Source organism: Pseudomonas sp. PsB, from assembly GCF_043658375.1.
Taxonomy (GTDB): domain Bacteria; phylum Pseudomonadota; class Gammaproteobacteria; order Pseudomonadales; family Pseudomonadaceae; genus Aquipseudomonas; species Aquipseudomonas putida_Z.
Map to the genome: position 1 here is coordinate 244,711 of NZ_JBIGLU010000003.1, position 19,556 is coordinate 264,266.

The 19,556-nt window shown below is 62.3% G+C and carries 17 protein-coding genes; 3 read left to right on the forward strand and 14 right to left on the reverse strand.

Annotation, left to right across the window (positions count from 1 at the left end; genetic code table 11):
* Window positions 1-13: 13 nt before the first annotated feature.
* Together dnaG and rpsU are read right to left on the reverse strand one after the other, a co-directional pair.
* On the reverse strand, window positions 14-1,996 hold the full coding sequence (dnaG, locus tag ACGLHT_RS07360; RefSeq protein ID WP_025337451.1) for a DNA primase: 1,983 nt from the start codon (window positions 1,994-1,996) through the stop codon (window positions 14-16).
* 303 nt (window positions 1,997-2,299) lie between these two features.
* Window positions 2,300-2,515: a 30S ribosomal protein S21 gene (gene rpsU, locus ACGLHT_RS07365; protein WP_003255575.1), complete on the reverse strand. Its 216-nt coding sequence runs from the start codon at window positions 2,513-2,515 to the stop codon at window positions 2,300-2,302.
* A gap of 204 nt (window positions 2,516-2,719) precedes the next feature.
* On the opposite strand from rpsU, the gene tsaD reads away from it, so the two are divergent.
* A complete protein-coding gene (tsaD, locus tag ACGLHT_RS07370; protein ID WP_025337452.1) occupies window positions 2,720-3,745 on the forward strand; it encodes a tRNA (adenosine(37)-N6)-threonylcarbamoyltransferase complex transferase subunit TsaD in 1,026 nt (341 codons plus the stop codon).
* Window positions 3,746-3,748: 3 nt separating this feature from the next.
* On the opposite strand, the gene plsY is transcribed toward tsaD, so the two are convergent.
* Window positions 3,749-4,318 carry a glycerol-3-phosphate 1-O-acyltransferase PlsY gene (gene plsY, locus ACGLHT_RS07375; protein WP_013970581.1) on the reverse strand — a complete coding sequence of 190 codons (570 nt, stop codon included), beginning with the start codon at window positions 4,316-4,318 and terminating at the stop codon, window positions 3,749-3,751.
* Between the two features lie 74 nt (window positions 4,319-4,392).
* On the opposite strand from plsY, the gene folB reads away from it, so the two are divergent.
* The gene (gene folB / locus ACGLHT_RS07380) at window positions 4,393-4,749 is read left to right on the forward strand and encodes a dihydroneopterin aldolase (protein ID WP_004375185.1); all 357 of its coding nucleotides are present in this window, start codon (window positions 4,393-4,395) and stop codon (window positions 4,747-4,749) included.
* Window positions 4,740-5,249 carry a 2-amino-4-hydroxy-6-hydroxymethyldihydropteridine diphosphokinase gene (gene folK, locus ACGLHT_RS07385; protein ID WP_137162842.1) on the forward strand — a complete coding sequence of 170 codons (510 nt, stop codon included), beginning with the start codon at window positions 4,740-4,742 and terminating at the stop codon, window positions 5,247-5,249. Before folB ends, folK begins: the two co-directional genes overlap by 10 nt.
* Before the next feature lie 110 nt (window positions 5,250-5,359).
* On the opposite strand, the gene ACGLHT_RS07390 is transcribed toward folK, so the two are convergent.
* The 11 genes from ACGLHT_RS07390 to ACGLHT_RS07440 all read right to left on the reverse strand — a co-directional run bounded on the left by ACGLHT_RS07390 (window position 5,360) and on the right by ACGLHT_RS07440 (window position 19,509).
* The gene (locus tag ACGLHT_RS07390) at window positions 5,360-6,466 is read right to left on the reverse strand and encodes a multifunctional CCA addition/repair protein (protein WP_274078759.1); all 1,107 of its coding nucleotides are present in this window, start codon (window positions 6,464-6,466) and stop codon (window positions 5,360-5,362) included.
* A gap of 55 nt (window positions 6,467-6,521) precedes the next feature.
* On the reverse strand, window positions 6,522-8,090 hold the full coding sequence (locus ACGLHT_RS07395) for a SpoVR family protein (RefSeq protein WP_025337455.1): 1,569 nt from the start codon (window positions 8,088-8,090) through the stop codon (window positions 6,522-6,524).
* On the reverse strand, window positions 8,087-9,358 hold the full coding sequence (locus ACGLHT_RS07400; protein WP_013970586.1) for a YeaH/YhbH family protein: 1,272 nt from the start codon (window positions 9,356-9,358) through the stop codon (window positions 8,087-8,089). The genes ACGLHT_RS07395 and ACGLHT_RS07400 overlap by 4 nt, the downstream gene beginning before the upstream one ends.
* A 130-nt stretch (window positions 9,359-9,488) precedes the next feature.
* Window positions 9,489-11,411, reverse strand: coding sequence for a PrkA family serine protein kinase (locus tag ACGLHT_RS07405; RefSeq protein ID WP_015268718.1), 1,923 nt, complete (start codon window positions 11,409-11,411; stop codon window positions 9,489-9,491).
* Window positions 11,412-11,694: 283 nt separating this feature from the next.
* Window positions 11,695-12,024 carry a thiosulfate sulfurtransferase GlpE gene (gene glpE, locus ACGLHT_RS07410; RefSeq protein WP_025337456.1) on the reverse strand — a complete coding sequence of 110 codons (330 nt, stop codon included), beginning with the start codon at window positions 12,022-12,024 and terminating at the stop codon, window positions 11,695-11,697.
* A 14-nt stretch (window positions 12,025-12,038) separates the two neighbouring features.
* On the reverse strand, window positions 12,039-12,905 hold the full coding sequence (locus ACGLHT_RS07415; protein ID WP_085618945.1) for a symmetrical bis(5'-nucleosyl)-tetraphosphatase: 867 nt from the start codon (window positions 12,903-12,905) through the stop codon (window positions 12,039-12,041).
* Window positions 12,905-13,285: a Co2+/Mg2+ efflux protein ApaG gene (gene apaG, locus ACGLHT_RS07420; RefSeq protein WP_012270198.1), complete on the reverse strand. Its 381-nt coding sequence runs from the start codon at window positions 13,283-13,285 to the stop codon at window positions 12,905-12,907. Before apaG ends, ACGLHT_RS07415 begins: the two co-directional genes overlap by 1 nt.
* Before the next feature lie 333 nt (window positions 13,286-13,618).
* Complete coding sequence (gene rsmA / locus ACGLHT_RS07425; protein ID WP_025337458.1) at window positions 13,619-14,419, reverse strand: 16S rRNA (adenine(1518)-N(6)/adenine(1519)-N(6))-dimethyltransferase RsmA; 801 nt, start codon at window positions 14,417-14,419, stop codon at window positions 13,619-13,621.
* Entirely contained in the window at window positions 14,416-15,405 is a 990-nt protein-coding gene (gene pdxA / locus ACGLHT_RS07430; protein WP_274120071.1) for a 4-hydroxythreonine-4-phosphate dehydrogenase PdxA, read from the reverse strand. The genes rsmA and pdxA overlap by 4 nt, the downstream gene beginning before the upstream one ends.
* Window positions 15,402-16,721, reverse strand: coding sequence for a peptidylprolyl isomerase (locus tag ACGLHT_RS07435; RefSeq protein ID WP_085591413.1), 1,320 nt, complete (start codon window positions 16,719-16,721; stop codon window positions 15,402-15,404). The genes pdxA and ACGLHT_RS07435 overlap by 4 nt, the downstream gene beginning before the upstream one ends.
* Complete coding sequence (locus tag ACGLHT_RS07440) at window positions 16,702-19,509, reverse strand: LPS-assembly protein LptD (RefSeq protein WP_274120072.1); 2,808 nt, start codon at window positions 19,507-19,509, stop codon at window positions 16,702-16,704. Before ACGLHT_RS07440 ends, ACGLHT_RS07435 begins: the two co-directional genes overlap by 20 nt.
* Between the last annotated feature and the right edge of the window lie 47 nt (window positions 19,510-19,556).

Sequence of the window (19,556 nt, forward strand, 5' to 3'; positions counted from 1 at the left end):
CCGAGCATGGGCCTCACGCGCCAGATGAGGTCGGCGTTTGTGCGGGAACATTCCGGCTCAGCAGGGCGAGGAGCTGGGTTTTTTCCTCGCTGGTCAATTCGCTTTGACGTGATTTCCTGAGCAGTTGTTCCAGGCTGCGCTCGCGTTGGCGGGCGGACAAGCTAGTTATAGTGTCGAAAAACTGTTGTTCAAGGTTGTCGGCCACGATCAGCCATTCCTTTTCCGCCAGGGCCCGCAGCAGGCGCCCCTGTTCGGTGCCGTGCCAACGTGCGATCAACTGCATTGAGCTTAGCCCAGGATTTTTCTGCGCGGCTTCGATCAGTGCCACCAGAAGCTGGCTATACAGGTGTTCTTCGTCGGCGAAGTGGCTGGCATCCTCCACCTTGCCGGCCAGCAGCGGGTGGTGCAGCAGGGTGCGCAGGGCGGCCAGGGTGGGCGGCTCGACCGGGGCTGGTACGCGTGGTGGCGCTTCGTCACGTTGCTGCCATGGCTTGCCACCCTTGCGGTTCTTGTCCCAGGGTTTGTCGCTCCACTGCTTCTTGCCAGCGCCCTTGTTCGGCTTCCACTCCTGTTCCTGATGAACGGGGGCGAAGTCATGCTGCGGCATGTCGCCGTAGTCGGGGGTGTAGCTGGCCATGGCGTCGTAGTCGTAGCCAGGGTCGTAGTCCGGCACGCTGCTGGCGGCCGGGGCGTGTTGCGCCAGTTGTTCGACCTGCTGCGGGTCGAGGCCGGTGATTTCCTTCAGGCGGTTGCGCATCAGCTGGCGCAGGTTGGCGCCGGGGATCTTTTCGATCAGCGGTGCGGCCAGGGTCGCCATATGCGCCTTGCCTTCCAGCGAGCGCGGGTCGGCTTCGACGCCTAGTTGCTCGAAGAAGTAATCGGCCAGCGGCTGGGCGTGCTGGTTGATGCGGGCCATGAAGGCATCGGTGCCTTCGGCGCGCACCAGGCTGTCCGGGTCTTCGCCTTCGGGCAGGAACAGGAAGCGCGCGCGGCGGCCGTCCTGCAGGTTCGACAGGGTCGACTCCAGGGCGCGCCAGGCGGCCTTGCGCCCGGCCTGGTCACCGTCGAAGCAGAACAGCACGCTGGGTACCACGCGGAACAGGCGCTTGAGGTGCTCTTCGCTGGTGGCGGTACCGAGGGTGGCCACGGCGTTGCGCAGGCCCTGCTGGGCCAGGGCAATGACGTCCATGTAGCCCTCGACGACGATGATTTCGTCGAGGTTGCGGTTGTGCTTGCGTGCCTCGTACAGGCCGTAGAGTTCCTGGCCCTTGTGGAACACCGGGGTTTCCGGGGAGTTCAGGTACTTGGGTTTGTCGTCGCCGAGCACCCGGCCACCGAAGGCGATGATGCGCCCGCGGCTGTCGCGGATCGGGAACATCACCCGGTCGCGGAAGCGGTCATAGCGCTTGCCGCTTTCGGCGTTCTCGATCAGCAGGCCGGCATCGATCATCACCTTCTGCTGCAGAGTGTCGGCACCCAGGTGCTTGAGCAGGTTGTCCCAGCCTGGCGGGGCGAAGCCCAGGCCGAAGTCGCGGGCGATTTCCCCGGACAGGCCACGGCCCTTGAGATAATCCACCGCCGCCTTGCGGGTCGGGTGGCTGCGCAGGGCCTGGCGGTAGAACTCCGAGGCGGCGTCCAGCAGCGGGTACAGCGGCGAATCGGTTGGCTGGCGCGGCTTGTGGTCGCGGCGGCCTTGCTCGCGGGGCACTTCCATGCCGGCGGCGCGGGCCAGCTCCTCGACGGCCTGGGGGAAGTCCAGGTTGTCGTGGTCCATGACGAAGCCCAGGGCGTTGCCGCCGGCACCGCAGCCGAAGCAGTAGTAGAACTGCTTGTCGGGGCTGACCGTGAAGGAAGGGGTCTTTTCCTTGTGGAACGGGCAGCAGGCGGAGTAGTTCTTGCCGGTTTTTTTCAGCTGGACGCGTGAGCTCACCACGTCGACGATGTCGAGGCGGTTGATAAGGTCGTCGATGAAACTCTGGGGAATCAGCCCGGCCATGGCAGTCTCGTCATCTGGCAGCTGGCAAGTCTAATCGCTCACGCGCCGGATGGGGCGAGTGCCGCTTGGGAAAGTGCGAGGGAATGTGTGCTCGTCGCCGGCCCCTGAGGGCCCGTCAGTCGGACGTGCACGTCTGGTCATACAACAAGGAGGACCAGCTCTGACGTTTCAGGCAGGTTGCCCATGTGCAGTTCGCATGAAGCTTGTGCAGGGCCTTGAGCTAGCTGCTCAAGTTTGAAGCGACCACTGCCATCGCCCGGCGGTTAGCCGGGCAGGGCAGAAGCTTTGCGTAGAACGTCTGTATTAGTACAGACGAACGGCGCGGCGCTGTTCGCGCTGAACTTTCTTGGCGTGACGCTTAACAGCAGCAGCTGCTTTGCGCTTACGCTCGGCGGTCGGCTTCTCGTAAAACTCGCGGCTACGAACTTCAGCCAGTACACCGGCTTTTTCGCAGGAGCGCTTGAAACGACGCAGAGCTACGTCGAAGGGTTCGTTCTCTTTAACTTTGACGGCTGGCATCCAGGGCTACCTTAATTCATTACCGGGGTAGACGTGCTCCTGGCAAAACAAAGGTGTGCTGGAGAACGTCGGTTTTCAAGGGTTGCGGATGTTAACCCTTAGCAAGCCGGAATGCAAAGCCTCTGATCGAAAACCGCTGGTCGGCATCCGACACGGGGACTATCATGCGCGGCTTCGAATTCAGCCCCCACAAGGGACGAACCCATGCTAGTACTGGGATTGGAAACATCCTGCGACGAAACTGGCGTCGCATTATACGACAGCGAACGCGGTTTGTTGGCCGACGCGCTGTTCAGCCAGATCGACCTGCACCGCGTGTTCGGCGGTGTGGTGCCAGAGCTTGCCTCGCGTGACCACGTCAAGCGCATGCTGCCACTCATCCGCCAGGTGCTGGATGAGGCCGGCTGCGTCGCCACCGAGATCGACGCCATCGCCTACACCGCGGGCCCTGGCCTGGTCGGTGCCCTGCTGGTGGGGGCCTCCTGCGCCCAGGCGCTGGCCTTTGCCTGGGACATCCCGGCGATTGGCGTACACCACATGGAAGGCCACCTGCTGGCACCCATGCTGGAAGAAAACCCGCCGGAGTTTCCGTTCGTCGCTTTGTTGGTTTCTGGTGGCCACACGCAGTTGGTGCGGGTCGATGGCATCGGCCAGTACGAGCTGTTGGGCGAGAGCCTGGATGACGCCGCCGGCGAAGCGTTCGACAAGACCGCCAAGCTGATCGGCCTGAACTACCCCGGTGGCCCGGAAATCGCCCGCCTGGCCGAGCGCGGCGTGCCTGGCCGCTTCGTGTTCCCGCGGCCGATGACCGACCGCCCGGGCCTGGAGTTCAGCTTCAGCGGCCTGAAAACCTTTGCCCTGAACACTTGGCAGCAGTGCCGCGATGCCGGCGACGACAGTGAGCAAACCCGTTGCGACCTGTCCCTGGCATTCCAGCAGGCGGTGGTGGAGACTTTGACTATCAAGTGCAAGCGGGCGTTGAAGCAGACTGGCCTCAAGCGCCTGGTCATTGCTGGTGGCGTCAGCGCCAACAAGGCCTTGCGTGCGTCCCTCGAGGACATGCTCGGCAGCATCAAGGGCAACGTGTACTACGCGCGCCCGCAGTTCTGCACCGACAACGGCGCGATGATCGCCTATGCCGGCTGCCAGCGGTTGTTGGCCGGGCAAAAGCAGGACCTGGCAATCAGCGTGCAGGCACGCTGGCCGATGGAGCAGTTGCCGCCGGTTTAAGCGTTAGAAGTGCCGTTCGCGGCCTGCGAACAGGTCGCGCAGGTTGCTGCGGTGGCGCCATACGATCATCGCTGTCAGCACGGTGATCGGCAGCAGGGCCTCTGGCTCGCGCCAGGCCAGCAATGGCAAGGTCAGCGGTGTGGCGATCAGCGCCGCCAGCGAGCTGGTGCGGGTGAGGTAGAAGGTCAGCAGCCAGGCGCCAATGGCCAGCAGCGCGGCCGGGAAGTACAGGGCCATGAGCATGCCGGCGGCGGTTGCCACGCCCTTGCCGCCCTGGAAGCGGAAGTACAGCGGGAACAGGTGGCCCAGCACTGCGCAAACGCCAACCCAGGCCTGCGCGTGCAGGTCCAGCCCGGCACCGCGGGCGAGCAATACCGGCAACAGGCCCTTGCACAGGTCGCCAAGCAGGGTCAGGATCGCCAGTTTGCGGCCTGCCAGGCGTAGCATGTTGGTGGCGCCGGCATTGCCTGAACCGCTGGAACGCGGGTCCGGGCTGCCCGTAAGGCGGCTGAGGACGATGGCGAAGGACAGCGAGCCGAGCAGGTAGGCGAGCAACGCCAGTAACCAAAACATGCTAACTATTCCGGGCGAGGACGCCCTGATTCTAACGGCGCCAGTCGCCCTTGTCGTGCTGTGGAGAGAAGTGCTTGGACAGAGTGTTCATCGAAGGCCTGGAAGTCGATACCGTCATCGGTGCCTATGACTGGGAGCGGGATATTCGCCAGTGCTTGCGCCTGGACCTGAGCTTTGCCTGGGACAACCGCCCGGCTGCGGCCGGTGACGACCTGAACCTGGCGCTGGACTATGCCAGTGTGTCGGCGCGCATCCAGGCGTTTGCCGAACAGGCCCGTTTCGAGTTGGTGGAAACCTTCGCCGAGCGCCTGGTGGCAACGTTGATGGAAGAGTTCCACATCCCGTGGGTGCGGTTGAAACTGACCAAGCCGGGTGCGGTGCCGGCGGCCCGTGGTGGTGTTGGCGTGGAGATCGAGCGCGGATGTCTCTGAGCACGGTTTACCTGGGCCTTGGCAGCAACATCGACCGCGAGGCGCACTTGTGCGCCGGGCTCGATGCGTTGGCGGGCATCCTGACCGACATGCGCTTTTCGCCTGCGTTCGAAAGCCAGGCAGTGGGGATCAAGAGCGGGCCGTTCATAAACTTCGTGGTGACCGGGCAGACTGCGTTGCCGTTGATGGAACTGGACCGCCGGTTGAAGTTCATCGAGGCCGACAATGGTCGCTATGCGCCGGACCGCAAGGGCCTGCCGCTGGATATCGACGTGCTGATGTATGACGGCCTGCACGGCACGTTCGATGGGCTGGTGTTGCCTCGAGCCGAGATCCTGAAGAACGCCTTTGTGTTGTGGCCGCTGTCGCTGCTGGCGCCGGAGCTGGTACATCCGGGGGTAGGCAAGACAATGGCGCAGTTGTGGCAGGAGGCGCGGATTGATCAGGTGTTGGCCCCGGTTGCCTTTGAGTGGCGTGGGTTGCAGCTGACTCCCGCGTAAGCCTGTACCGGCCCTTTCGCGGCTAAAGCCGCTCCCACAGGTACAGCGACAACCTCGAGAGCAACGCCGTACCTGTGGGAGCGGCTTTAGCCGCGAAAGGGCCGGTATGTTCAGCCGAGCTTGTAAGCCTCGAGCGCTCTCAGCCGTTCACCTTTGAGCGCTTCCCCCAAGGCCTGGCCAGTCAGCCCAGCCTGCACCAACGGCTTGACATCCACTGCCCGCGCCGCCGCCGCTGCCCTTCGCAGGTAGTCGGCCTGTGGATAACCCGCTTTGCCCTCGCCCAGCGCTGTCATCTCGCAAGCGATCAGGAAGTCTTCGAACCGCTGTGGCCGCCGGTACACATCGAACTTCTGCAACAGCTCCAGCAGTGCCGTGGCAGGCAGCTCCTGCGCCTGGTTGCCCAGCTTCAGGCACTCACCCGTCAGCAGCGCCAGCTCCTGGCACTCCCGCGGCGCCTTCAGGCGCTGGTTGATGGCTTTGATCGCGGCCGGTGTCAGCGACTGCAGCAGGCAGGCCCAGCGTACATGCAGGGGCTGTTCGTGCATCGCCGCCTGTTCCAGCGCCGCCAGGGCCTGGGGGGCGTCACCAAGCTCTGGCAGCAGCTCCTGCAGGGCCCCACAAGCATGCAGCACCTGGAAGAACACCTGCGGCTGTGCCTCCATCAGCGCCCGCTCGATTTCCTTCCAACTGCGCTCGGCGGTCAGCGCCTGCAGTTCGCCCGAGGCGCTGATCTGGCGCATCAGCTCAAGCGTCTCATCGGCAACCCGGAAACCCAGCGGCGCATAACGGGCAGCAAAGCGCGCAACACGCAGCACACGCAATGGATCTTCGGCGAATGCCGGGGAAACATGGCGTAAAAGGCGCTGGTCGAGATCGCTCTGGCCGTGATAGGGGTCGTACACCGTACCCGTCTCGTCCTCGGCCATCGCATTGATGGTCAGGTCACGGCGGATCAGGTCTTCTTCCAGGGTCACATCGGGGCTGGCGTGGAAGGTGAAGCCGCCGTAGCCGCGCCCGCTCTTGCGCTCGGTGCGCGCCAGGGCATATTCCTCGCCGGTTTTCGGGTGCAGGAACACCGGGAAATCAGCGCCGACCGGGCGAAAGCCCTTGGCGTGCATTTCCTCGACCGTGGCGCCGACCACCAGCCAGTCGATATCGCTGACAGGGCGGCCGAGCAGGCGGTCGCGCACGGCGCCGCCAACTTTGTAGATGTGCATGTGCAGCTCTCCATAACTGCCGACAGGATACCCTGTCGGCACTCATGGCGTGGCACTAGAGGTGGTGGATGACGGCCAGGTCCATGCGGCCGTAGTCGGCACTTTCGCCGTGCTCGCCGCGTGGTGGCATGTGGTGGGTCTTCATCACCTGCTCGCCCTGGACGGTCTCCAGGTGGATGTCGAAGCCCCACAGGCGGTGCAGGTGCTTGAGCACTTCATCAGTAGAGTCGCCCAGCGGTTTGCGGTTGTGTTGCTGGTGACGCAAGGTCAGCGAGCGGTCGCCGCGGCGGTCGACGCTCCAGATCTGCACGTTCGGTTCGCGGTTGCCCAGGTTGTACTGCGCCGCCAGCAGTTCGCGAATGGTCCGGTAGCCGGCCTCGTCGTGGATGGCAGGTACGTACAGGTCGTCGCGCTGGTCGTCATCGAGGATGCTGAACAGCTTCAGATCGCGCATGACCTTCGGCGACAGGTACTGCAGGATGAAGCTCTCGTCCTTGAAGCTGCTCATCGCGAACTTGATCGTAGAAAGCCAGTCACTGCCGGCAATGTCGGGGAACCAGCGTCGATCTTCTTCGGTCGGGTTTTCGCACATGCGGCGGATGTCGGTATACATCGCAAAGCCCAGTGCATAGGGGTTGATGCCGTTGTAGTAGGGGCTGTCGAAGCCGGGCTGGAACACCACGCTGGTGTGCGACTGCAGGAACTCCATCATGAAGCCTTCGGTGATCAGCCCCTCGTCGTACAGGTCGTTCATCAGCGTGTAGTGCCAGAACGTCGCCCAGCCTTCGTTCATCACCTGGGTCTGGCGCTGCGGGTAGAAATACTGGGCGATCTTGCGCACGATGCGCACCACTTCACGTTGCCAGGGCTCCAGCAGTGGGGCGTTCTTCTCGATGAAATACAGGATGTTTTCCTGCGGTTCGGCGGGGAAGCGCGCATCATCGCGCTCGTTACCCTTGTCGGCACTCTTCGGAATGGTCCTCCACAGGTCATTGATCTGCCGCTGCAGGTGCTCCTCGCGCTCCTTCTGCCGCCGCCGCTCCTCTTCGGCGGAAATCGGATAAGGCCGCTTGTAACGGTCGACGCCGTAGTTCATCAGGGCGTGGCAGGAGTCGATCAGGTCTTCCACGGCATCGATGCCATGGCGCTCTTCGCACTGGGCGATGTACTGCTTGGCGAACACCAGGTAGTCGATGATCGAGCTGGCGTCGGTCCAGGTGCGGAACAGGTAGTTGCCCTTGAAGAAACTGTTATGGCCGTAGCAGGCATGGGCGATCACCAGTGCCTGCATGCACATGGTGTTTTCTTCCATCAGATAGGCGATGCACGGGTCGGAGTTGATCACGATCTCATAGGCCAGGCCCATCTGGCCACGGCTGTAGGACTTCTCCGTGCTGAGGAACTGCTTGCCGTAGGACCAGTGGTGATAACCCAGCGGCATGCCGACCGAGGCGTAGGCGTCCATCATCTGCTCGGCGGTAATCACCTCGATCTGGTTGGGGTAGGTGTCCAGGGCGTAACGCTCGGCCAGGCGGCTGATTTCCCGGTCGTAGGTCTGGATCAGTTCGAACGTCCACTCGGACCCGGTGGAAATAGGTTGGCGTCTCTGTGCTCTGGCGGTCATGTGGCTAACCTGCGCTGGAAGAGTTCACGGAAGACCGGGTAGATATCGCCGGCCGATACCAACTGCTGCTGGGCGAACGTGTCGGGGAAGGCTTCGCCGATGCGCTCGTATTCGTACCACAGCGCCTGGTGTTCACGCGGGGTGATTTCAACGTAAGTGTAGTACTGCACATGCGGCATGATCTGCTTGGCCAGGATGTCGCGGCAGATCGGCGAGTCGTCGTTCCAGTTGTCGCCGTCGGAAGCCTGGGCGGCGTAGATGTTCCAGTCGCTGGCCGGGTAGCGTTCGGCCATGACCTCCTGCATCAGTTTGAGTGCGCTGGAAACGATGGTGCCGCCGGTTTCCCGCGAATAGAAGAATTCTTCCTCGTCGACTTCACGGGCGCTGGTGTGGTGGCGGATGAACACCACTTCGATGCGGTCGTAGTTACGCTTGAGGAACAGGTACAGCAGGATGAAGAAGCGCTTGGCGATGTCCTTGGTGGCCTGGGTCATCGAGCCGGACACGTCCATCAGGCAGAACATCACCGCCTTGGAGCTGGGGTTGGGCTGCTTGACCAGCAGGTTGTACTTGAGGTCGAAGGTGTCGAGGAAGGGCAGGCGGTTGATGCGTGCCTTCAGGCGCTCGATCTCGTGTTCGACTTCCTGGATATCGGTGAAGTTGTCTGGCTCCTCGACCTTCAGGCGGGCGAGTTCCTTCTGCGCTTCGCGCAGCAGTGCGCGGCTGCTGCCGGTCAGGGCGATACGCCGGGCATGGGCCGAACGCAGGGTGCGCACGATGTTGATGCGGGACGGGTTGCCTTCGTTGGCGATACCGGCGCGCACGGTCTTGAAGGTGTCGGCCCCGGTCAGGTGACGTTTGACCAGGTTGGGTAGCTCGAGGTCCTCGAACATGAACTCGAGGAATTCTTCCTGGGTGATCTGGAAGACGAAGTCGTCCATGCCTTCGCCGGAGTTGCCGGCCTTGCCTCGGCCGCTGCCACCGCCACCGCCTTGTGGCCTGGGGATGTGTTCACCGGCGGTGAATTCCTTGTTGCCTGGGTGCACGATGGTCTGCTTGCCCCCGCGACCATGGTGCAGCACCGGTTCGTCGATGTCGCGCCCCGGGATGCTGATCTGCTCGCCATGTTCCATGTCCATGATGGAACGGCGGCTAACCGCCTCTTCGACGGCTTTCTTGATGTGTTCGCGGTACCGCCGCAGGAAGCGCTGGCGGTTCACCGTGCTCTTGTTCTTGCCGTTCAGGCGTCGATCTATAACGTAGCTCATGGTCCCTCCGGTAGCTGGGAACAGCTGCACGCTTCAAGCTACGAGCTGCTGCGCGTAAAGGCAGCAAAGCAGCTGCCGCCGCCCAGGGCTGGCATAGCAGCCCTGGGCGCGCGGCGGGTAGCTTGTCGCTTTATTGCGATTTCCTGACCCGCAGGTACCATTCCGACAGCAGACGAACCTGTTTGTCGGTGTAGCCACGCTCCACCATCCGTGTGACGAAGTCGTTGTGTTTCTGTTGGTCCTCCTTGCTTGCCTTGGCGTTGAAGCTGATGACCGGCAGCAGGTCCTCGGTGTTGGAGAACATTTTCTTCTCGATCACCACCCGCAGCTTTTCGTAGCTCAGCCAGCTCGGGTTCTTGCCGTTGTTGTTAGCCCGGGCACGCAGCACGAAGTTGACGATTTCGTTGCGGAAATCTTTCGGGTTGCTGATGCCTGCCGGCTTCTCGATCTTCTCCAGTTCTTCGTTGAGGGCGATACGGTTGAGGATTTCCCCGGTTTCCGGGTCGCGGTATTCCTGGTCCTGGATCCAGAAGTCTGCGTACAGCACGTAGCGGTCGAAGATGTTCTGGCCGTATTCGCTGTAGGACTCCAGATAGGCGGTCTGGATTTCCTTGCCGATGAACTCGATGTAGCGCGGGGCCAGGTACTCCTTCAGGTAGCGCAGGTAGCGTTCGCGCACCTCGGCCGGGAACTGTTCCTGCTCGATCTGCTGCTCCAGCACATACAGCAGGTGCACCGGGTTGGCGGCCACTTCATGCGGGTCGAAGTTGAACACCTTGGACAGGATCTTGAAGGCGAAGCGGGTCGACAGACCGTTCATGCCTTCGTCGACGCCGGCGGCATCGCGGTACTCCTGGATCGACTTGGCCTTCGGATCGGTGTCCTTGAGGTTTTCCCCATCGTACACCCGCATCTTCGAATAGATGTTGGAGTTTTCCGGCTCTTTCAGGCGCGATAGTACGGTGAACTGGGCGAGCATCTTCAGCGTGTCTGGCGCGCAGTGGGCCTTGGCCAGCGAACTGTTGATCAGCAGCTTGTCGTAGATCTTGATTTCGTCGCTGACGCGCAGGCAGTACGGCACCTTGACGATGTAGATCCGGTCGATGAACGCCTCGTTGTTCTTGTTGTTACGGAAGGTGTGCCACTCCGATTCGTTGGAGTGGGCCAGCAGAATCCCGGAGTAGGGGATGGCGCCGAGGCCTTCGGTACTGTTGTAGTTGCCTTCCTGGGTGGCGGTGAGCAACGGGTGCAGGACCTTGATCGGTGCCTTGAACATCTCGACGAATTCCATCAGGCCCTGGTTGGCCCGGCACAGCGCGCCCGAATAGGCATAGGCGTCGGCGTCGTTCTGCGGGAATTCCTCGAGCTTGCGGATATCCACCTTGCCGACCAGCGCCGAAATGTCCTGGTTGTTCTCGTCACCGGGTTCGGTCTTGGCGATGGCGATCTGGTTGAGGATCGACGGGTACAGCTTCACCACCTTGAACTTGCTGATGTCGCCGCCGAACTCCTGCAGGCGCTTGGTAGCCCAGGGCGACATGATGGTGTTCAGGTAGCGCCGCGGGATGCCGAACTCTTCCTCGAGAATGGCCCCGTCTTCGGTGGCGTTGAACAGGCCCAGGGGCGATTCGAATACCGGCGAGCCCTTGATGGCGTAGAACGGTACCTTTTCCATCAGCTGCTTGAGTTTTTCGGCCAGCGACGACTTACCGCCGCCCACCGGGCCCAGCAGATAGAGGATCTGTTTCTTTTCCTCCAGGCCTTGGGCGGCGTGGCGGAAGTAGGACACGATCTGGTCGATGCACTCTTCCATGCCATGGAAGTCGGCAAAGGCCGGATAGCGGCGGATAACCTTGTTGGAGAAGATTCGCGACAGTCTGGAGTTGGTTGAGGTGTCGATCAGCTCCGGCTCACCGATGGCCAGCAACAGCCGTTCGGCCGCCGATGCGTAGGCACTGCGATCCTCTTTGCACAGCTCGAGGTACTCCTGCAGCGAGAGTTCTTCCTGGCGCGTAGACTCGAAACGTTGTTGGAAGTGGCTAAAAATACTCATGACGTCACCTCGCTCGATACGTGGAGACGACGCCGGATCAGTCAGCTGATGCTGGCATGCAACCGGGGTTGCCGATTGCTGTATACCCCCCAGAACACCCTGTAACGCTACCGATGACCCGCACGCCGGTGTACCGGCTCTCCCCTTTTTCTGGATGGCCTGCGCTTAAGAATAGTTGGTTATCCGCAAGGTCAAGGGCGAGGGGCGGAGAAGTTGCGAACGACCGTTCGTCAGATAAGCCGCAAGCCCGCATGGGGCGCGGGCTGCAGTAAAAATGAAAAAATTATTCGGCAGTGCCCTGGGCGGTTTCGGCCGGGTAGGTGGCGCGCCACAGCTCAAAGCCGCCGTCGACGCTGTATACGTCCGAGAAGCCTTGGCCCACCAGATAGGCCGCAGCGCTCTGGCTGGAATTGCCGTGGTAGCACACCACCAGGGTTGGGGCATCGAGGTCGGCATTGCGGATGAACTCGGCGACCGAATGGTTATCCAGATGCTTGGCACCGGTGATGTGGCCGGCGGCAAAGGCCTGCGGGTCGCGAATGTCGACGACTACCGCACCTTGCGCGCGCAGGGCCAGGGCCTGTTCGGGAGGGATGCGCTTGAATTCGCTCATGGGTACGGCTTCCTTCAGGATTGATCGTTCAGTGTAGGCGTTTGGGTGGGGAGGCGTAAGTTGCCGTCGTCGCTGCAGTCACAGCGGTGGTATTCGCCGCTGTCGACGTTGTACAGGGTCATGGCACCGCCCCACACGCAACCGGTGTCCAGGGCGATGATGCCGGGCTCGTCGACCTGCCCCTGCAGGGCGGCCCAGTGGCCGAAGATGATCTTCACGTGGCGTGAGCGGCGGCCTTTGTGTGCGTACCAGGGCTTGTAGCCTTTGGGGGCGGTATCCAGGCCTTCCTTGCTCTTGAGGTCGAGCTTGCCCTCGGCGGTGCAGAAGCGCATGCGTGTGAGGTAGTTGGTGATGACCCGCAGGCGTTCGATGCCGCTGAGGTTCTTGCTCCACTTGTTCGGCTCGTTACCGTACATGCCGTCCAGGTACAGTTTCAGGCGCTCGTCGTCGCGCAGCACTTCCTCGACCTCGGCGGCCAGCTCCAGGGCTTTGCCCAAGGTCCATTGCGGTGGAATGCCGGCGTGAACCAGGGCAATGCCACGGGGTTCGTCGTAATGCAGCAGCTTTTGCTGGCGCAGCCAGTCGAACAGCTGGTCGGCGTCCGGCGCTTCGATGATCTCGCGCAGGGTGTCGCTTTTCTTCAGGCGTTCGACGTTGTGCCAGGCGGCCAGCAGGTGCAGGTCATGGTTGCCCAGCACGCACACCAGCGACTGGCGGATCGAATAAAGGAAGCGCAGGGTTTCCAGTGACTCGGGGCCGCGGTTGACCAGGTCACCGACCAGCCACAGGCGGTCGACGGCGGGGTTGAAGTTGACCCGTTCGAGCAGGCACTTGAGTGGCTGCAGGCAGCCCTGCAGGTCACCGACGGCGTAGGTAGCCATCAGTGCAGCGCCCCGGGCACCGCCAGGCGGAAGGGGGCGATCTCGGCATCGAAGCGTTTGCCGTCTTCGGCGAACATCTGGTAGCTGCCCTGCATGGTACCCACGCGGGTGCTGATGACCGCGCCGCTGCTGTAGGTATGGCTCTGGCCCGGGTCGATATTGGGCTGCTGGCCGACCACGCCGGCGCCACGCACCTCCTCGACCTCGCCGTCACCGTTGGTGATCAGCCAGTGGCGCGACAGCAGCTTGGCCTTGAGCGAGCCATTGTTCTGCACGGTGATGGTGTAGGCGAAAGCGAAACGACTGTTTTCGGGGTCGGATTGTTCTTTGAGGTAGCGGGTCACGACGCTGACGTCGATCTGATAGCGGGGGTCGGACATGCAAGGGCCTTGGGCGAACTGACGCAATAATGCAGTCTAGGCCATTGGGAGGGGGGAGGGCCAGCGGTGAGGGGCTTGGGGATTTGTGTTGTCTGTCCCGGCCCTTTCGCGGGTAAACCCGCTCCCACCTGGCCAGCATGGGTTTCAAGGCATGCACAGGACCTGTAGGAGCAGCCTTGTGCTGCGAAGAGGTCATTACTGTCGAAGAAATTTTTTGCCCTACTGGTTTCTTCGCAGCACAAGGCTGCTCCTACAAGGTACTGCGCAGATTTTGAGGGCTGTGCAGTACCTGTGGGAGCGGGTTTACCCGCGAAGAGGCCGGTACAGGAGATATCAGGCTTGTTGGTCAGCCAACTGGTCAGCTAGGCGCACGAAGGCGGCCAGGTCCAGCTGTTCAGGGCGCAGGCTGCCGTCCACACCGGCAGCTTCGATGGCCGCGCTGTCGAGCAGGCCTTTCATGGTGTTGCGCAGTGTCTTGCGGCGCTGGTTGAAGGCTTCGCGTACCACCTGCTCCAGCAGCTTTGCGTCTTTGGCCGGGTACGGCAGCACTTCGTGCGGCACCAGGCGGACAATGGCCGAGTCCACTTTCGGCGGCGGGTTGAAGGCGCCAGGGCCAACGTTGAACAGGTGCTCGACCCGGCAGTGGTACTGCACCATGATCGACAAACGCCCCCAGTCACCACCGCCAGGGCCGGCGGCCATGCGCTCGACCACTTCCTTCTGCAACATGAAGTGCATGTCGCGGATCAGCCCGGCATGGCTGAGCAGGTGGAAGATCAGTGGGGTGGAGATGTTGTAGGGCAGGTTGCCCACCACCTTGAGGCTGCGCGGTGGCACGCCCAGCTGGTTGAAGTCGAACTTCAGGGCGTCGCCCTGGTGCAGGCGGAAATTGCTGCGACCGGCGAACTTGTGCTGCAGGATCGGCACCAGGTCCTTGTCCAGTTCCACCACGTCCAGCTGTGCCCCGCTGCCCAGCAGGCCTTCGGTCAGGGCGCCCTGGCCGGGGCCGATTTCCAGCAGATGTTCGCCGGCCTTGGCGTTGATGGCGCGCAGGATGCGGTCGATGATGCCGGCGTCGTGCAGGAAGTTCTGGCCGAAGCGCTTGCGCGCCCGGTGTTGGTATTGCTCGTTCATGGTCGGTTCTCGGCCATCTGGTAGGCGGTTTCCAGCGCGACGCGCAGGCTGCCGGTGTCGACCTTGCCGGTGCCGGCCAGGTCCAGGGCGGTGCCGTGGTCGACTGACGTGCGGATGATCGGCAGGCCCAGGGTCACGTTGACTGCAGCGCCGAAGCCTTTGTACTTGAGTACAGGCAGGCCCTGGTCGTGGTACATCGCCAGCACCGCGTCGCAGTGCTCCAGATATTTGGGGGTAAACAGGGTATCGGCCGGCAGCGGCCCGCGCAGGTCCATGCCTTCGGTGCGCAGGCGGGCCAGGGTCGGCTCGATGATGTCGATTTCCTCGCGGCCCAGGTGGCCGCCCTCGCCCGCGTGCGGGTTGAGGCCGCACACCAGGATGCGCGGGTTGGCAATGCCGAACTTGTCGCGCATGTCGGCATGCAGGATACGGGTTACACGCTCGACGCGCTCGGCAGTGATGGCGTCGGCAATGTCGCGCAGTGGCAGGTGTGTGGTCACCAGGGCCACGCGCAGGCCACGGGTGGCCAGCATCATCACCACTTGCGCGGTGTGGGTCAGCTCGGCAAGGAATTCGGTATGCCCGGAGAAGGCGATACCGCTTTCGTTGATCACGCCCTTGTGTACAGGGGCGGTGATCATCCCGGCGAAGTGCCCGTCCAGGCAGCCTTGCCCGGCACGGGTCAGGGTTTCCAGCACGAACGCGGCATTCGCCTTGTCGAGCTGGCCCGGCACTACCGGGGCCGCCGGGGGGGTATCCCAGACGTACAGGCTACCCGCTGGCGCCGGCTGCTCGGGCCATAGGCCCGGCGCTACCGGCAGCAGGTTGACGGCCAGCCCCAGCTGCGTGGCCCGCTCGGCGAGCAGGTCACGGCTGGTGATGGCGATCAGGGGGTGGGGCTGGGCGTCTGCGGCGAGCAGCAGGCACAGGTCGGGGCCTATGCCGGCCGGCTCGCCGGGGGTGACGGCGAAGCGCAGGGGCTTCACTGGGCGGCCTGGTCAGCGCCAGGCAGCTTGATTTCAACGTAGGCCTCGTCGCGGATCTGGCGCAGCCAGGTCTGCAGCTCTTCGTCGTACTTGCGGTTGCGCAGTACGTTCATGGCCTGCTGCTCACGAGCCTGCTCGGTGCTGTCGGTGGCGCGACGGCCCAGCACTTCCAGGACATGCCAGCCGTACTGGGTCTTGAACGGACGGGTGACTTCGCCTTGGGCGGCGTTGGCCATCTGCTCGCGGAACTCCGGTACCAGGCTGTTCGGGTCAACCCAGTTGAGGTCGCCGCCGTTGAGCGCCGAACCCGGGTCTTCCGAGAAGCTCTTGGCCAGCTCGCCGAAGTCTTCGCCGTTCTTGATGCGCTCGTACAGGCGTTCGGCCAGTTGCTCGGTGGCAGCCTCGCTGCGGATCTCGCTAGGCTTGATCAGGATGTGGCGAACGTGCACTTCGTCACGCAGCACGTTCTCGCTGCCACCGCGCTTCTCCTCGAGCTTGAGAATGATGAAGCCGTTGGGGATGCGGATAGGCTGGGTAATTTCGCCAACCGGCATGCTGCTGAGCATCTTGGCGAAGTCTGGCGGCAGCTGGCCGGCTTTACGCCAGCCCATCTCGCCGCCTTCCAGGGCGTTTTCGCTGGCGGAGCGGGCAATGGCCATCTGGCCGAAGTCCGCGCCCTGCTTGAGCTGCTGGTACACATCGCCAACCTGGCGTGCGGCGGCCTGGATGGCTTCCGAGTTGGCCGCTTCCGGGGTCGGGATCAGGATGTTGGCCAGGCGGTACTCTTCCGACATCTGCATCTTGCCAAGGTCGGAGTTGAGGAAGTTCTTCACTTCCTGCTCGGAGACCTGGATACGCTCGGCCACGCGGCGCTGGCGCACGCGGCTGATGATCATCTCGCGCTTGACCTGCTCGCGGGCGTCGTCGAACGACATGCCGTCACGGGCCAGGGCGGCGCGGAACTGCTCCAGCGACATGCCGTTGCGCTGGGCAATGGTGCCCATGGCCTGGTTCAGCTCTTCGTCGGTGATGCGGATGCCGGAGCGCTCGCCGATCTGCAGTTGCAGGTTCTCGACGATCAGACGTTCCAGTACCTGCTGGTCCAGAGCACCGGCAGGCGGCATGCCGCCGCCGCGCTTGGCGATGGTTTGCTGGACCTCGCGGACACGCTGGTCCAGCTGGCTTTGCATGACCACGTCGTTGTCGACGATGGCCACCACGCGATCAAGAGGTTGCACCGCGGCATGCACCGCGCCACTCAGCAATGCAACGCCCAGCAACGCCGGGCGCAGTCGATCAATAAGCTTGGTCTTCACGTTCACGATAACCTTGAATGCCTTGGTCGAGGAAAGATTCGACCTTGTTGCCGACTACACCACCGAGGCCTTTCAGGACGATCTGAAGGAAGATGCCGTGGTCGCCTTTTTCGTTCGTCGGAAGTGCTTGGCTGAAGTCGTCGTAATCGATCCAGTAACGGTTGATCAGACGCAGCTTCCAGCAGCAGTTGTCGTACTCGAAGCCGCCCATGGCTTCCAGGGTGCGGTTGCGGTTGTAGTCATGCTGCCAGCGAGCGATGACGCTCCACTGCGGAACGATCGGCCAGATGACCGAGAAGTCATGCTGCTGGATCTTGTAGTAGTCCTTGATGTAGTTCGGGTCGCCCGGGGTGCCGTAGTCGCCGCCGCCCACTTTCCAGGTACCGGTCGTGGAGTCGTAGGAGATGGTGTCGTTACGGTAGCGATAACCGAGGTTGACCACTTTGTTCGGGTTGTCTTCAGGCTGGTAGTGGAACATCGCGCTGCCCGAGCGGGTGCTGCGGCTGTCCGGGTCCCAGTTGAAGTCCGAATTGAAGCGCCAGTCGCGGTTGAAGAAGTAGTTGTACACCAGCGCGTACGGAGATACATCGGACTGCGTGTCTTTGCGGGTTTTGTAATTAATACCCGGCAGTTGGACTTTGCGGTCCTTGAAGTAGTATGCCTGACCGATGCTGAAGTTTTGGCGCTCGAAACCGTTCTCTTCGATCCAGCGAGTAGTCACGCCCAGCGACAGCTTGTTCTCGTCGCCGATACGGTCGGTGCCGCTGAAGCGATTGTCACGGAACAGCGAGTCGTAGCTGAACAGGGTTTCACCGGAGTCGAACAGTGGTATGTCCCTCTGGTCCTTGTAGGGGACGTAGAGATAGAACATGCGCGGTTCGAGGGTCTGCTTATAGTTGGTGCCGAACAATGACGTATTGCGGTCGAAGTACAGTCCGCTGTCTACGCTGAAAATTGGTACATCACGGTTCACCGTACCGCTGTAAGTACCGTATGCCACCGGGTCCTGATTCTTAAGGTTAATCGCTCCGGCTTTGCCTTTGCTATCCAAGTCAAGATCGTAGTGTGTATAGGCGTATTTCAGCTTTGGTGTCAGGTAGCCATAACTGGCTTTCATTGGCAGGCTGATCGATGGGGCGAAATTCAGGCGTGTGCCGTTAGCGCGGGCGATGCCTGCGACATTTTCATCAAGACGCTGGCCGTTGGGGCCAGCTGTAGTGTCCAATATTCCATCTTCGTTATAGACCGGACCTGTCTTCAAGTCGCGATCGAAGCGAACAGCCTCAGTCTCATACGCAAGGTTCAGCCCGCCCGGTTCAAACGGCAGCTTGCCATTGAAGGTAATCTGCGGCAGGCGATCGTACGGCGTGATCTGCGAGATAGTAGCCATTTCGTAGGCATGCACATTCAGTCGCGCGGTATAGCTATCGCCGCGATAAGTCAGTGCACCCTGCTGGTTCAGGAAGTCCTGGCTTTCGACACCAATCTGGTCGGTTTCCAGATCCTGGAAGTAGAACGGGTCGCTGATGTCGGTGTAGTCCACCTCGGCCATCAGGCGCTCGTCCAGTCCGCCCTTGTGCTGCCAGTTGACCATCCAGCGCTGCTCTTTGTAGTCAGTCTGGTCTTTGCGGTCGTCGTTCTTGTCGTTGAGGTACGCGCCACCGAACTGGCCTTCGCTGGAAGGCGTCAGGTAGCGGAACTCGCCTTCCATCAGCAGGCCGCGCTTGGTCATGTAGCGCGGGTACAACGTGGCGTCGTAGTTCGGCGCCAGGTTGAAGTAGTACGGCGTGACCAGCATGAAGCCGGTGTCGCTGGTGCTGCTGAACGATGGCGGCAGGAAGCCGGACTGGCGACGGTCGTCGATCGGGAAGTAGATGTACGGTGTGTAGAACACCGGGAAATCCTTGACCCGCAGCGTAACGTTGGTCGCGGTACCGAAACCGGTGGCCGGGTTCAGGGTGATGTTGTTGCCCTTCAGCTGCCAGGCGTTGCTGCCCGGTTCGCAGGTGGTGTACGTACCGTCCTTGAGGCGGATGATGGCGTTCTCGCCACGCTTGGCGTACAGGGCACTGCCGCGGATGTGCGACTTGTGCATCACGTATTCGGCGTTGTCGACCTGGGCTTCGCCCGTGTCGAGCTGGATCTGTGCCTCGTCACCGACCACCAGCGAACCGTTGTCACGGATCTTGACGTTGCCCTTGAGCTCGCCACGGTTTTCGGTCTGGTAGAGGTTGGCCTCGTCGGCCTCGGCCTGCATGCTGCCCTGGCGCATCACCACGTCACCGGCGAGGGTAGCGATCTGCTGCTCCTGCTGGTACTTGGATACCTTGGCGTTGATGTAGGTCGGCGACTCGTCCTTCGGCGTGGTGTCGGCCATGCCCGGGCGGGTTGGCTCGATGTAGGCGCCACCGCAGTACGGGCCGGTTTCGGCCAGCTGTGCGGCAGTGAGCTTTTCACGCGGAACCCAGTCCAGGTGGCTGTAGTCTTCGCTACGCGACTTCAGGCCACGGCCCTTGGCCTCGGTGACCAGCATCGGCCGGTCCGCGGTTTCGCCTTCGCTCGCGGCTTCGGTGCCGGTGCTGACGGCAGCACCCTCGTGCACCGGGCGCGGCGGCAGGTTGTTGGCTGGGGTCTTGGGCTTGCAGTCCCAACCACCGGAGGCGGACACTTGGCAGTCGAACTGTTCGGCTGCCACCACGTAAGACGTGGCCAGAGGTTGCAGGGCCAGCAAACCGCCGGTTACCAGCAACGGAAACTTTCTACGAAACGCGGGGGATTTCAATGCCATCTTATTAGTCCGGGCTTCCTGCGTGCCATCTGCCCGCGTGTGGGGCC